This is a genomic window from Saccharibacillus kuerlensis DSM 22868 (assembly GCF_000378145.1).
In the GTDB taxonomy this organism is placed as follows: Bacteria; Bacillota; Bacilli; order Paenibacillales; family Paenibacillaceae; genus Saccharibacillus; species Saccharibacillus kuerlensis.
In genome coordinates this window covers 79,775-94,721 of sequence record NZ_KB899281.1, presented here as the reverse complement: position 1 = coordinate 94,721, position 14,947 = coordinate 79,775, and the positions used below count along the sequence as shown (strand labels likewise).

The window sequence follows — 14,947 nt, the reverse complement described above, 5'->3', positions numbered from 1 at the left end:
GAGCTATTGTCGTTACCCCATTCCGTATAAAGATACATATACCTAAGCATAATGCAGTTTATCACCCTGTCTTTATCCCGGCAAAGCGAGGAAAAAAGCGTATTCTGCCAATGGAGCTCCTCTGGATTCGGCTCGCGTTGTCAGCGCATTCATTTATAGCAAATAGTCTCTGATTCTCGTTAATTCGGCGTCTTTGACAAGATTCGTAGATTTTGATCGAAAAATTCCGAAAACGCTTTAACTTTTTTTGAAGCAGCTAGATTCTTTTTCAAAAAAAGCCCTGTCTAAGCTCCTATAAATCCAATATATATGCAGTAAGAGATCCTTCTCAAACTATCCCGCATTCTTTTCTTCATTATAGGAATACAGAAAGAATATAGAGGATTTTGATGTATATTTATTCGGCAAAGCAAAAGCGCCCTAACAAAACGGGCGCTTAGACTGTCCAAAAGTTTGGATTGAAAATCTTACCCTTCGGACCAACGTTGCTTCGGCCGCATATCGAAATTGGGCAGGGAAATCCGGTTCTACCCTCTGCCTTCATAGCGAAAATATCCGAAATCAGCGTAACTGCCATGCAGCCGCTGCATATCGTGAACGCCAATTCCTACGAAACATCCAGTAAAACCTCCCGACAAAAATCCAATATGACAAAGATCACCGAGCGCAGCCCATTCGTCGGCTTCGCCAACTCGATACAAAAACTGGGCCTCGTTCCCGTTAACTTCGACGGCCAGACCAATCTCCTCGTGACCGTCAACGGCTATTGGCTGAGTTAGCTGCTCAAATGTCTCATCTTCCGCTCGCATAACCGACAGAACTCGGCCTTGATGTTCGTCACAGCTGACCGCAGCATAAAGATAACGTGATTCACTCAGATAAAGCATCAATCCCGCCATATGCAGAAACGATTCCGGTTGATAATCGAGCGATGTTTCCGCACGGAATGCAAAATCCGTCTGTCGAACAGCCAGCAAATGGTGATGAAACAGACTCTGTGGCGATTCGCCCGCTGTCAGACGCAGATAGCCAGGACGAGCATCCAACGAGCACCAACTTTCATTCGGCAGCACACGAGGGCTGTTCCAACCTTTATGCAGCTTCGCTCCGTCAAACTCATCTTGGAACCGCCCTCCGGCAAATCCCCGTATCTTCGCCTCGGACGATTGCAGGGAAGTACCTGTTTTTCCAGCCGCTCCATTCATGTCAGAACGTTCCGCATATTCCGCCGGAACATGAAATTCCAGCTGCGGCGTATGACCGCCTCCGCACAGCCTCAACCAACCATCCGAGTCCCATTCGACTCGCTGCAGTGCCGTTTCGCGGCCGAGAATGGCATCATTCTCTTCAACCGGACGCGTACATAAATGTGCAATGATCCAGTCGCCGCCCGGAGTCTTTACCAGACTTGCATGACCCGCACATTGCAAAGGCCAATCGGGACGGTCGCTCGAAGTCATCATCGGATTGCGCGGGTCCACCTCGTAAGGACCAAGAAGCTCCCTCGACCTCGCGACAGTTACCGCATGTCCCGTACCGGTTCCTCCTTCGGCCGTGATCAGATAATACCAACCTTCATGACGATACAGATGCGGGGCTTCCGTCTTGCGCAGCTCCGTTCCTTCAAAAATCCGGACCGGACGCCCAATAAGCTGGCGAAGTTCAGGATCATACTCCTGCGCCGTAATTCCAACCGATTTATTGCCTTCCGGAATCCGGTGGTCCCATAAGACGTTCAGCAGCCACTTTCGCCCATCCTCGTCGTGAAACAGCGAAGGATCGAATCCCACCCCGTTCAGATATACGGGTTCGGACCAAGGTCCGTCCATTTTGGGAGCGGTAATCAGATAATTCTGAACATCTTTGAATGGCCGGCGGGTACTTTTTACATCCGTATAGACCAAGTGGAAAAGACCGTCCGCATAACTGAGCTGCGGCGCCCAGATACTGCAATTGTGCGGACTGCCAGCCAGTTCGACTTGATCTGTCAACACGTCGGTCAGGTGATCCCATTCCGTCAAGTTCTTGGATTCGTAAATACGAATGCCGGGCAGCCATTGAAAAGAAGATACGGCAATATAATAAGTGTCTCCCGCACGAATCATGCTCGGGTCGGGATTGAATCCTCTCAATACCGGATTTTCGATTGCTACGGATGCAGAGGACTTTGACTTTGCTATTGTCGTTTCGCTTTTGTTCATATCCGTACACTCCTTTCACCTTCGGCCGACTTATTCCAGAAGTGATTGCCGGCAAATAGACTTTCCTTGCTCCAATCCGTGTTCGGATACGGGCGACAGATCGTCCAAGGAGCACGCACAGCCGATATTTGGTGTCCTTCTCCGTAGTATTCCCGGTAATCGGCTGTCCGCTCATTCGCCGGATTGTCCCAGTTGTGCCAGCCGGCCGGATGAATGTGGCTGCCCATGCGGCAGTCGGCAAATACGGTCTTCGCATAACCGCGCCACGGCCGCCCCAGATACACCGAAGCCGGAGGTACACCGGGAGCCGCAGTGAGCACGCAGCTGCGAAATACATAGCCGAAAGGCTGTTCTTCGGGTGTCGAAGCCGCCGTCACATATCCGGTCTGCTGCTCACCTGTACGGACCATGCTATGCAGTTCACAGTGTTCAAAATAGGCAGAAGCGCCGCCGAATATGTAGTCGACCGTCCCTTCGATTCGGCAGTTGAGATACAATTGACGATACTGCTCATGGTGCTCTCGAACTTCGACTCCGCCAAATGCGGCACGTTGTTTGGGCGACGGAGGCAGCGGGCCGGTAAACAGCGTATCTTGATGTCCGCTGAACGTGCAGGAACGAAACACGGCACGATCGCAATATGCTGTTAGCGCTACCGCTTGACCCACAGATTCCCCCTGCCCGGCCGTATTCATCACCGTAAGGTTTTCAACCAGCAGATCGCTCCCTCCGAGAAACAGCGTAGGTGTAGCAAAAGTGCCGATTTCTTCGCCGTCCCCGCCTTTTTCTCGGGCATAGCGATTCATTACGATCTCTACCCGGCCAATGCCGATAATCGACAGCTTCGACCGATAGATGACGATCTGTTCCCGATAAGTGCCGGATAAAATATAGATCGTCTCCGGCAGCTGCGGGGAACGCCGTTCGACTTCTTCTACGGCTTCACGGATTGTCGCATAGTCACAGTACGGCTCCCTGCCTACCCATACGGCCATGAATCATCCCTCCATCCGCAGATGTTTCGCCAGAAAATGTTTCCATGTCTCCCTCATCTCCGCCGTCTCAGCATGCCCTCCGCTTGTAACTACAGAGCACCAACGGTCTGGATATCCTTGCTCGGCATAAACGGCGCGCAGCCCTTCATCCAGACGCCGAACACCTTCCGGTGGACAAAGTTTATCATGTCGTCCGGTCAGGCTGATGCGTGCACGCGGGGCGATTCGTTTCTGAATATCCAGTGTATCCGTATGCTTGAGCAGACCCGGAACGTAGGAATAGAATCCGTGATGATCCAGCCCGCGCCGTTCGATAAGCGCCCGGGCCTCCACCTGTCCGCAAATATCCGCAGTTACACCGATCCGCTCGTCGAGCGCAGCCGACCACCAGGCCATCAGTCCGCCCATTGACATGCCTAACGCAGCAGCCTGTGAAGCTTCCGTATCTTCCCTTCCGCACAAATAATCCAGAAATTTCAGATTGTCGTGCAGCATCATGCCCCACATAACCTGCCCGTTCCAGAGCATTTCCTTGAACGTCTCACTCTCGGTCCTGCCGCTGCGCTCTCCAAAACACCACATGTCAATACAACCTACTGCATATCCCATGCCTGTCAGCGTCCGGGCAAAAGACTCCTGCTGCAAATATGGACTGCTGTGGATCAGCTCGCGTTTACCCTGATCGTAATTGCCTCCGTGAGAGTGATTGAACAGCACGATCGGATAGGGAGCCTCAGCCTCGGCAGGGAGCGCCACATAGGCAGGCACCGACTCGATTCCATTCAGTTCAAGTATCAGCGTCTCCAACCGGTAACCGTCGTACACCTCGCTTCGTACCAATCTGGCTTCCACAGGTTTGTCTTCGGGGAGGTCGCCAAGATAAGCCCACAGCGGACTGACGCGCATATCCACTCCTCCTTCCCGCAAAATTCTCTTCTGCCCTGATGCCTTGTTGTCTTACTGTCTTGCTACCTTACTGGATTGTAATAGGCTTCCAGTTGACAACATCCGCTTGACCCATCTATTGGCCTACTCCGGATTCGCTCATCGTTCGCTCCACCAATTCTTCAGGCTGCGCCGTATCGACGGATCGGCAGTTTTCGAACTCGACCCCATGCCCGTTTTCGATATAAAAAGCAGGACCTTCATGCCTTCCGATCCGCACCCGGTAAAATTGGATATCCCGCACATTTCCCAAATAGAAGCCTCTGGCACGCATCGGTTCAAGCTCGGACATCATGGCCGGCAGGCCGGGAACAGCATCTTCAGCCATCGAGATCTCAATATCGCTGAATGTAATTTCCGACACAGGCATTTCGGCCAGCCCATATAGAAATCCGGCCGCAGCATGCACCCGTCGAGCGGTAATATGGGCAAAATGAATACGCCGAAATTCCGGTGTGTCCTCCGTAATCGGATACGGGCTCTTGTCCCAGACATAACGATCTTTGCCGCGCGGCCCACAGAAATAATAAAGATTGAGGATAAACGGGCAGACGACATCTTCCATGACAATATGACTGATCCGGACATCTTCGACGATTCCTCCGCGACCTCGCCTGGACTTGAAGCGGATTCCCCGGTCAGTCTGCTTGAACACGCAGTTCTGGATCACGACATTCCGAATGTCTCCGCTCATTTCGCTCCCGAGCACAACAGCACCGTGACCGTGAAGCATCGTACAATTGGCGATCGAAATATTTTCGCAGGGAATGCGTTCCTGCGTATCTTCCGTACCGGACTTGATCGCGATACAATCGTCGCCGACGTCGATATGACAGTTGATAATTCGTACACCGGAGCAGGATTCCGGATTGATTCCATCCGTATTCGGCGAATCGGCTGGATTGAGAATCGATAGGTTATCGATGGTTACATCAAGGCAGAGAAGTGGATTGACCGTCCAGCTCGGCGAATTGATCAAATTCAGGTCCCGCAGCGTAACCCGCCTGCAGCGATCGAGACCGATCAGCTTGGGGCGCGGATACGCCAAATCTTCGGGCGCCCCCCGATGCCTATCCCACCAAGGTTGTCCGCAGCCGTCGAGCGTCCCGCCTCCGGTTACCGATACGTTCTCCAGATCCGCCCCATAAATGCAAGAAGCGTACACCTGCCGGGTCACACCTTCCCAACGGGAATCGACAATCGGATAATCATCCGGATCGGTACTGAATTTCAGCAGGGCCCCCGGGCTCAGCCGAAGCTCGATATGGCTGCGCAAACGAAGCGATCCGGTCCGGTAGACGCCCGCAGGTACCAACACTGTGCCGCCTCCGGCAAGAGCAGCGGCATCGATTGCTGCCTGAATGCCGACGGTTGACGGCTGCTCCGTATTCGGCAGTGCGCCGTAATCCTTAACGTTATAGAGAGCCAAGACCTCTCACTCCTTCCTCCAGCCGACTGTCCGCCCCCTGTTCTTCGCTGCCGACTCCGGCATTAGGAAGAGCCAGCTCGTACTCTACGCACGCCTGCAGGAAAGCGCCAAGCCCTTTCTGATCGTTTGTCACGATCGGCTCGCTGATATAGTAAGCGAACGTGCCGTCCCGCTGATCAGCTCCGCCGAGACCTGCTACTTGGCAGTTTTTGTTCAGATTAATCCAGCCTTCTTTCGTCTCCAGTACAAATTCTTCGATAATGCCGCGGAAGGTGCGATCCAGCGGTTCCCGCCATCTTTCGTCCAGCGCACCGAGACGGATGCCCTTGGCCATTGCATAAGCGATCATACTGGAAGCTGAAGCTTCTAAATAGTTGCCTTTGCGCTCTCCGCAGTCGACAACCTGATACCATACGCCCGACGTTTCATCTTGGTATGGAAGCAGTGCAGTGAGCGTATCGTTTAGCATTCGCCGCAGTTCCGGTGCGTCGGCCTGATTATTCGGCAGCAGCTCCAATGTATCGACAAGCGCCATAACGAACCAGCCGAGCGAACGTCCCCAGAAATGTGGAGACAACCCTGTCTGCGGATCACACCAAGGCTGAACTTTTTGCTCATCCCAGGCATGATAGAGAAGCCCTGTTTTCTCGTCCCGGGTGTGACGCTCACACAGCAGAAACTGCCGAGTGACGTCATCCAGTCCTTGACCGCCTCCATATTCCAACTGATATTGAAGATAAAAAGGCGCACCCATGTATAGACCATCTAACCAGATTTGATACGGATAAATTTGTTTGTGCCAGAACGCACCTTCCGACGTACGCGGATGATGCTCCAGCTGTTCACGCAGCAGATCGGCCGCCAAACGATACTTCTCTTCTCCCGTCTCGCGATGCAGGGCAAACATCAGCTTGCCGTTATTGATATGGTCAATATTATATTCTTCCTGTGAGTAACCGAGAATAGTGCCGTCTTCTCCGATGAAGTGATCCATTTGTTCGCGGATATACCGGAAATACCGCTCGTCCCCGGTGTGCCGCCACAAATTTTCAAAACCTCTCAGCACGACGCCGTAGTCATACGACCATTTACCGTTATGTCCGTTGCAGAGATGCAGCTTTGGACTTCGCTGCATGATTGATTCCGCCGTGCGAATGCTCCAGCTGTTCAACTTTTCCATAGAGTTGTTCATGTCGGCCTCCTTATTGCCGAACCGGCAGCGCCGGTCCGGCCTCAACTTGTATGCGGCTTTTTCCTGTACGATACAGTTCCGTTCCTCTTACTTCTCGTTATTGCGATTGAATTTCCTTGTAAGCAGCTTCATATTCCGATATGATCGCCGCTCCTCCGGAATTTTTCCAATTCTCAACTGCCGTATCGAAACCGCTCCGATCGATCTCGCCCAAAATGTACTTGTAAGTCGCGTCGGTAATCATCTTCTGAAGTTCCGATCCCTGTGTATTGTAAGTTTCCGATTCCAGCGAGTAAGCCGGATTCAACACAGCATAGTCGGCGTTTTCCGCAATAAGTTTATCGGATTCTTGTTTGAGCGGATCGGAATCATGAATGTCATATCCGCTTTCTTTCGGACGGCTGGCGGCAAACGGCTGCACTTCCTGCTGCCATAAATCGCTGTCCAGAATCGTTGCAGCTCCCTGATCGTCCAACTTATAGTGAGTGCCTTCAATGCCGTATGTCATCAGCGCATAAGTCTCTTCGTCCATCAGATCGTTCACAAATTTCAGCACACGTTTCAATTCGGCCTCGTCCTTCACCTCGGATCTTGGGAAAGCCAGCAGGCCGCCGATCCCGTTATTGGCTGCCCATATCGCCCGATCGGCTTCATTACCGGTTGACGTGATGTTATTAACCAGTACCAGTTCCATATCGTCCTGAATGCCCTTCGCCATATTGAGCAGGTTTTTACTGTCGAATATTGCTCCGACGTAGATGCCTGCACGGCCCTGCGCAAATTTCTGCTGCTGATCCGTTTTGGCTGTTACCGCAAAGTCCTGATTGATATATCCGTTGTCGTATAAATTTTTCATGTAATCCATCGTTTGAATATAAGGCTCGGTCATAAATTCAGGTGTCATTTTGCCGTCTTCGCTTACTTCCCATACATTTGGAGTACCGAAGTAAGAGCTCAGCGTTTTGAATGCTCCATAAATCAGATCGCTGCGGTCTACAAAGCCCGTCGTATCATTTTTCCCGTTCCCATCCGGATCGTCTTCGGTAAATGCACGTGCAACTTCCATTAGTTCTTCCGTCGTTTTAGGTGTTTCCAGACCCAGCTTATCCAGCCAATCTTTGCGGATGGTTACCCCGTTGCGCGCCAGATCTTTCTGGAAAGGTACCCCGTACAGCTTTCCGTCAATGGAAGCCGAGCGGCGCGTATCTTCGGAGATCTTCGCCAAATTCGGATAATCGTCCAGGTAAGGATCCACTTCCCAGAATAATCCCGACTTGAGCGAGTTGCGCACCGAAGAATTGTCGAGCATGGTCAGCGTAACGACATCGGCCAGCGAGTCGGATGCAAGAGCCGTATTGATTCGCTCTTCTTTTGAAGCATCCGGAATCCAGGAAAACTGAATGTCGGCATTGGTCTTTTCTTCGATCTTGTTCAGCACGGTGTCGGTCGGCGGAGAAGCGGTATGCAAAATATTAAGCCAGCTGATCGTCGCTTTCGAGTTCTCGTCGTAAGGTTGTCCGGAAGCGGCTTGGCTGCCTCCGCCTCCACAGGCGCTTAGCAGTAAAAAGGACGAACAGAGCAGTGCGGCAGTTGCTTTCCGGGCTTTTTTCGCATCGTTCATGTGATTACCCCTTTTCTTTGAAATGAAGTTAATACACGCCGTCTTCCCCAAGTTTTTTAGCGAGTCGGTTGGAGAGTATAACCAGAACCAGTCCGACTACACCTTTAAACAAACCGACTGTCGTACTGTAGCTGAGCTGTCCGTTTTTAAGCCCCGCCGTGTAGATGTACGTATCGAAAATCTCCGCCACTTCGCGGTTCAGGGAATTCAATAACAAGTACATGTGCTCAAAGCCGAGATCCAATGTACTGCCGATCTGGAGGATAAGCAGCGTAATAATGACTGGACGAATCGCTGGAAGCGTCACATGCCAAGTCTTGCGCAGCCGGCTCGCTCCGTCCATATCTGCCGCTTCATACAACTGCGTATCGACGACTGTAATCGCAGCCAGGTAGATGATGGTCGACCAGCCAAGCTCTTTCCAGATAATTTGTCCGATGTAGACGGTTCGTACCCATTCCGGCGATGTCAGGAAGCTGATCTTGGGCAGTCCCATTGACGCCAGCAGTTCATTCAATACTCCGCCGTCAACTGTAAGGAATACGTAGCTGATCGAGACGATGATAACCCATGACATGAAGTGCGGGATATAGACGATCGTCTGGATCGAGTTTTTGAAAAAGCGGTGCCGAACTTCGTTCAGCATAAGTGCAAGAATGATTGGCAGCGGGAAAAAGACGACGATATTCAGTGCAAACAGGACGAGCGTATTGCGCAGCAGCATAAAGAAGGTAGGTTCCGTAAACAGCCGAACAAAATGCTTAAAGCCTACCCATGGACTACCCAGGATGCCTTGATAGGGCTGGTAATCCTGAAACGCGATCACAAGCCCTCCCATCGGAAAATACTTGAAAACAACGAAATAGAGGAAACCGGGCAGGATCATCAGATAGAGCAGTATGTGCTTGCGTATTCCGAATGGACGCTTGCGTACCGCTTGACGATCCAGCTTCAGCAGGGACGCATCCGACACGTTCACCGGCTTTGCCATCGTTTACCAACCTCACTCTCACTTTGAATTCCGATTGCATCCTCAGCGTAAACTCCAGCGGACATTCCGTATATAATCATCAAATGATAACGCTTACAAAACCGCGCCACTACGCCATTCCTTTCCTCCTGAACTCAACTGATGATTACTATAGTGGATGATGATTATTCGGCACACAAGGATTGAAAGGTGAACGATCTCATCCGCGGATTATATACGGAACGACCGGACGCTGTTATCGTTGAAGTAGGCATTCAAGTCCCCTAGGAGGTGCATCACATGAAGCATTTATCCTCAACCCGCAAGCAGACACTGGGCAGTCGGCTGTTCGATATCATCAACTATACGCTGCTGACTCTCATCGCCCTGATCTGCCTGCTCCCGTTCGTCAATGTTATCGCCAGTTCATTTGCGTCGACCCAAGAAGTCGTATCCAAGCCCTTCATTTTGTTTCCCACTACGTTTTCCCTGGATGCTTATCGTTACATTTTATCTACTCCAACTATTTTCAAAGGGCTAGGCGTCTCGATCGGTGTCACGCTGGTCGGTACACTGGTCAGTATGGCGCTGACTGCGCTGATGGCTTACGGACTGTCGCGCAAATATTTGAGAGGACGCAATTTCATTAACTTTGTCGTGGTATTCTCCATGCTCTTCAGCGGCGGCATGATTCCGACATTCCTCGTTGTTAAAGGTGTCGGCCTTATTGACTCTTACTGGGCACTGATTCTGCCTGTTGCGATCAATGCGTTCAACCTGATTATTATGCGTAACTTTTTCCAGGCGCTTCCCCCTGAGCTGGAGGAATCCGCCAAGATCGACGGCAGTAACGATTTCGGTGTCTTTTTCAAAATTATGCTGCCGCTCGCACTGCCTTCTATCGCGACGATCTCATTGTTCTACGGTGTTTCTTACTGGAACACATACATGACTGCTATTCTATATCTCAATGATTCGGTAAAATGGCCGATCCAGGTTCTGCTGCGTCAGATTGTGATCGTGTCCAGCGGTATGCAGGCCGAAGGAACATCGGTCGACGTTATTCCTCCCGCCCAGACGATCAAAATGGCCGTTATCGTCGTGGCTACCGTACCGATGCTGATCGCTTATCCGTTTGTACAGAAGCACTTTACCAAAGGCGCTCTGCTCGGTGCAGTCAAAGGTTGATTTTCATCCATTCAAGCTTCTCCGTGCACGATTCGTATAAAATTCGTATAACTCAAGCGGGCCCCGTACTTCTGTGCAATCACAGGAGCACGGGGCCTTCTTGCTCGAAGTATCTTTTGAACATGTTGAGTGCCGTGAATGAGGTTATACATTTTGCCTAAGTTTGCGGTACACCCCTGGTGTCACCTGTTCTTTTTTGCGGAAAGAGCGGATAAAGTTTTGCGGATTTTGATACTGTAACCGCTCGGCGATCTCTTTGACGGTCTGGTCCGTCTCGGTCAGCCACTTTTTTGCCATGTCCAGCCGGTACCCCATCAAGTAATCGCTGAATGTAACGCCGAATTCCTTTTTGAAAATGCTGCTCAAATAATTCGGATTATAATGCAGCCGCTCTCCGATCATTTCAAGCGACAGCTCCTGGTCGTATTCTTCACGCACAATATCCGCGATAGTCTGCGACAAGCAGCGGAACTGCTCGTTCGTCTTTTTCTTCATGCTCTGCACCATCGGGAAAATAACTTGTTCGACCAGAATCCGTTCTACTTCTTCGGGATTGCGGATACTAAGCAGGCGGTGGTATAGAGCATGATTATCCGCTGTTAACAGCACCTCGATACCAAGCAGCTGTTCCAATTGAATGAGATTGTTAACCAGCCGAATCAGCATCACTTCGAGGTTCATCGAACTGCGGCTTTTTTTCATAAACTCTGCCAGCAGAGGATAAAGTGCCGTCGACACCCGTTCTTCATCCCCCAAACGAATGGCATCGAACAGTTTGGACTCCAGCTCGACCGGATAATGCAGCAGAACTGGTCCCGATACGACTCCGGTAATGTCTTCATAGAAAATAATCGATTCCTTGCCAAGATTCAAACGCTGATGCAGCGCCTGCTTGCTCATTTCGCATGACTCTTTGCTTTTCAGCAGCTTCCCTTGGGCCCGGCTGATGCCCACGCTTACGGAAAGCTTAAGATATTCTTTGACGGTACGAATAACTTCTTTGGCATACTCCAGCATCTTGCGGCGGATTTCCTGCTCATCCATATTATCGAACATGAGGATGGTTGCCTGCGTGTCATCATTTAAGATAACCGGAAGCATCCGCTGCCCTGCAGGGATAATCTCTTCGGCGATCTTGTTCACAGCCAGCAGCAGAACATCACGGTCAGGGGTATCCCGTTTGCCGACGTTGTCGAGCTGGACGAGCATCGTCACATATTGGCGTGACTCGCTGCCTTCGTAGCCGAGCCGCTGCAGCTGACGATCCAGCTCCGCTGCGGAGATCCGGTTACGGAACAGATTCAATACAAATTGAGTCTCCAACTGAGGCTGCTCCGCTTCCATTAGACTTTCCAGACTCTGCTTCTCGCTCAGAAGACGGTTGATCGACGTCAAGATCCAATCGATTTCGTTATGTCCCGGCAGTGTCGCATGAGCCGGAAGGCTGCGGGTAATCTGGCTGATCGGCTTGGTAAAACGAGAAGCGGTCCAGTAAGCGACCACGGCGATAAGCAGAATTAATGCCAATTCCATGGCGATCAAACCAAAACGGGTCGCCTGCAGCGCACCGGCAATCTCCCGTTGGTCGAGTACGGTAAAATACGTCCAGTTATTGTAAGCCGAACGCGAATAAATTAATTGACCTTCTCCATTTGCTTCCCCGTCAATGATTCCGCCCAACTCGCCGTCTGCGGTCGTTTGAACCAGATTGATCCGCTGCTCTCCGTTCAGAACCTCATCCGAAGACTGTACTTCCGTATCGTACATGAGATCGCCCTGCTTATTCAGAATAAAGACGCGGGCTCCTTCCTCCGTACGCAGTGTACGATTCAGCGTTGCCAACGAAATATCGGATAAAGCGATGGCTTCCTTCCTGTTCGAAAAAGCCGGCAGCGTGTTCACAAAGCGGATTCCCGTCTCTGTTTTGATCCAGAACAAGCCCTTTTCTCTATTGTCGATATACTGATTATAAAGCTCTTCCTTCTCTTGAGTACTGATGCGCGATAATGTGCCATTCGAAATTTTCCAATCCTGATTCAAGCTGATCAACGTATATTCCGCACCTTCAAGCCCCATGGTCGCTATGTAATTCAATTGAGAGTTGACCTCGCGGTAAGCGATAAAGTCTCTTTCAGTAATCGGATTGTTTACAACTTCGTCAAAAGAACTTGTCGTACTGTACGTATTGAAAGCGTATTCAATAGTTCTTATTTTTTGCTCTAGGTTATTTTTGATCTGAGTAATGGAATTCTGCTTCTCCTCGGCTACGCTGTCGAGTACGGATCGAACCGTTTGAATGTACGTGTAGATGCCGAAGCTGACCGCTAGGCCTACACCCAACAGGAGAATCGGAATAAACGTTTTGTAGAACATTCTTCCTTTTTTCATAGAATTCCTCCAGCGTCTATAATATTCTTCCATATTATAACGCTTTCAAACCGAATATCGTAACCCTAAATTTTATTTTTAAATAATAAGGCTGTGAGAGATTAGACAATCTATTTACTTTCATCAATCGTCTGTCTGGGTCGGTATGAAACGCAAAGCAGCAGAGTTCACCCGATAATGGAGACGATTTGAACCGGGTCCGTCGTAAAGCAAATAACCTAGACGCATGCCAGTTAGTCGACTAACGAGTGCAGTCCGTACTTCTCCACCGCCCAAATCCGCTTCTCGTCGCACCAAATGGGTATCGGACGTCTTCGAGAAGGCGGGCCAACCGTCTCCCGCATCGTATTTGTCTTTCGAATCGAACAGCGGATCGCCGCTCAATCTATCGACATAAATGCCGGAACGGTATTCATTCCAATAGGCATTGTCGTACGCCCGCTCCATGCCGCCGCGAATCATGACGTCATACTCTGTTTCCGTCAGTTCTTTTCTCAGCCGCTCACGGTCTTTGTCGGTATTCCAATGATTGCGAATAAATGTTTCCCGCCCGGAATGCTGCCGATACAACCGGTAATGACCGAATCTGCGTTTGTAATAGTCTTGATGCTCTTCTTCCGCGGGGTAAAAGGGTCCTGCTTCCGTAATTTCTGTTACGATTTTCCCTTTGAATCTTCCGCTCTTCTGCAGCGCCTTTTTGGATGCTTCCGCTTCGCGCCGCTGATATTCGCTATGTACGAAAATGGCCGTTCGATAAGAAGCGCCCCGGTCCTGAAACTGTCCTTCCGCATCCGTCGGATCAATCTGCTGCCAGAACAATTCAAGCAGTCTCGAATAAGGAAACAAATTGGGATCAAACGTAATCTGCACAGCTTCCGCATGCCCGGTCGTTTCACTTCCTACTTCTTCGTAAGTAGGATTTTCGGTATGACCTCCGGTGTAGCCGGACACAATCGAAACGATACCGGGCAGCTCGTCGAACGGCGCTACCATGCACCAGAAACATCCGCCCGCAAATGTTGCTTGGTCAAACGACTGTTTCGTCACTCCTTCACGGACAGACGAACTCTGCTCTGCAGAAAATTGAGCCGATTTGTTTTTACCGAACCAGCGACCGCCAATCCTCATTCTGTGACCTCCTAGCCCAGTATGATGCACTTCGCATCTTCTCCATGTCCAATCCTATCCGATTTGACAATAGGAATCCGTTTTTTCTGTGTTAGCTCCAGTACATAATCACGCACAATTCCAAACTCGTTGCGATTCTCCAATTCGGTAAAAGTGCCCAGCAGCAGTCCCGAACAGCGTTCAAGCGCTCCGGTCTGGGACAGCTGCGACAGCAGCGATACGATACGGTTGGCACCGCCGCCCAGCGACTCCAACAGTAGGACCTTGTCTGAAAAATCGGGCCAGTAAGGCGTTCCTGCCAGCTTAAGCAGGCAGCGCAGATTTCCGCCGATCACATCGCCGTTCAAATCTTCTCCCTGTAGAAATTCGAAATCAAAATCATAAAGATCCGACTCCCCTTTGAAAAAAGTCCGATAGAATTGTTCCCGCTGACGTTCTCCGTATGCGCCAATCAGATTCATCATTCGGTAATGGTAGGTGCGAATGCCGCTCCGTGTCTGGACTGCATTCAGCACTGTTGTCAGATCACTCAGTCCAAATAAGGGCTTTCCACTGCTTCTAATTTTCTTATAGTCGATTAGAGGAAGTATCTGATTGGCAGAATCGCCGCCGGATATATCGAAAATTGCAGCGATACCCGGATCGGCGAACAACCGGTTCAGCTCGTCCGCTCTTTCCGCCGGGCTTCCGCTAAATGGACTTCTGCTGTCTTTACGCATCAGCGTACGTGATTCCACAATCCGAAGCCCAAAATCTTGCAAATGTTTAATCAGGGTATCGATTCGAGGACGACTTTCCGGCAGAAGGCCGTCGGAGCAGGCAATCAGAGCTGCGGTATCGCCGGCCTTGAATTGAAATGCAGACATTGAGACTCCTCCTTTTTGTATGTA

Annotated in this window: 11 protein-coding genes; 1 reads left to right on the top strand and 10 read right to left on the bottom strand. The window is 50.6% G+C overall.

What is annotated here, in order from left to right:
• Window positions 1–527: 527 nt before the first annotated feature.
• The 7 genes from F456_RS0107890 to F456_RS0107860 form a co-directional block, all read right to left on the bottom strand.
• Entirely contained in the window at window positions 528–2,201 is a 1,674-nt protein-coding gene (locus tag F456_RS0107890; protein ID WP_018976470.1) for a glycoside hydrolase family 43 protein, read from the bottom strand.
• Complete coding sequence (locus tag F456_RS0107885; protein ID WP_018976469.1) at window positions 2,198–3,196, bottom strand: pectinesterase family protein; 999 nt, start codon at window positions 3,194–3,196, stop codon at window positions 2,198–2,200. The genes F456_RS0107890 and F456_RS0107885 overlap by 4 nt, the downstream gene beginning before the upstream one ends.
• Window positions 3,197–3,199: 3 nt before the next feature.
• The gene (locus F456_RS0107880; RefSeq protein ID WP_018976468.1) at window positions 3,200–4,102 is read right to left on the bottom strand and encodes a dienelactone hydrolase family protein; all 903 of its coding nucleotides are present in this window, start codon (window positions 4,100–4,102) and stop codon (window positions 3,200–3,202) included.
• 115 nt (window positions 4,103–4,217) lie between these two features.
• Window positions 4,218–5,570, bottom strand: coding sequence for a glycoside hydrolase family 28 protein (locus F456_RS0107875; RefSeq protein ID WP_018976467.1), 1,353 nt, complete (start codon window positions 5,568–5,570; stop codon window positions 4,218–4,220).
• Window positions 5,557–6,762 (bottom strand): glycoside hydrolase family 88/105 protein, encoded by a 1,206-nt coding sequence (locus tag F456_RS22080; protein WP_018976466.1) that lies wholly within the window; start codon window positions 6,760–6,762, stop codon window positions 5,557–5,559. Before F456_RS22080 ends, F456_RS0107875 begins: the two co-directional genes overlap by 14 nt.
• A gap of 97 nt (window positions 6,763–6,859) precedes the next feature.
• Window positions 6,860–8,383, bottom strand: a complete 1,524-nt coding sequence (locus F456_RS0107865; RefSeq protein WP_018976465.1) for an extracellular solute-binding protein — start codon at window positions 8,381–8,383, stop codon at window positions 6,860–6,862.
• A 28-nt stretch (window positions 8,384–8,411) separates the two neighbouring features.
• The gene (locus F456_RS0107860; protein ID WP_229675716.1) at window positions 8,412–9,269 is read right to left on the bottom strand and encodes an ABC transporter permease; all 858 of its coding nucleotides are present in this window, start codon (window positions 9,267–9,269) and stop codon (window positions 8,412–8,414) included.
• Between the two features lie 384 nt (window positions 9,270–9,653).
• Between F456_RS0107860 and F456_RS0107855 the strand changes: the two genes are divergently transcribed.
• On the top strand, window positions 9,654–10,541 hold the full coding sequence (locus tag F456_RS0107855; protein WP_018976463.1) for a carbohydrate ABC transporter permease: 888 nt from the start codon (window positions 9,654–9,656) through the stop codon (window positions 10,539–10,541).
• A 144-nt stretch (window positions 10,542–10,685) separates the two neighbouring features.
• Here the strand turns inward: F456_RS0107855 and F456_RS0107850 are convergent, their stop codons facing one another.
• The 3 genes from F456_RS0107850 to F456_RS0107840 all read right to left on the bottom strand — a co-directional run bounded on the left by F456_RS0107850 (window position 10,686) and on the right by F456_RS0107840 (window position 14,923).
• On the bottom strand, window positions 10,686–12,929 hold the full coding sequence (locus F456_RS0107850; RefSeq protein WP_018976462.1) for a helix-turn-helix domain-containing protein: 2,244 nt from the start codon (window positions 12,927–12,929) through the stop codon (window positions 10,686–10,688).
• A 123-nt stretch (window positions 12,930–13,052) separates the two neighbouring features.
• Window positions 13,053–14,057 carry a peptide-methionine (S)-S-oxide reductase MsrA gene (gene msrA / locus F456_RS0107845; RefSeq protein ID WP_018976461.1) on the bottom strand — a complete coding sequence of 335 codons (1,005 nt, stop codon included), beginning with the start codon at window positions 14,055–14,057 and terminating at the stop codon, window positions 13,053–13,055.
• 11 nt (window positions 14,058–14,068) lie between these two features.
• Entirely contained in the window at window positions 14,069–14,923 is an 855-nt protein-coding gene (locus tag F456_RS0107840) for a S66 peptidase family protein (RefSeq protein WP_018976460.1), read from the bottom strand.
• Window positions 14,924–14,947: the final 24 nt, after the last annotated feature.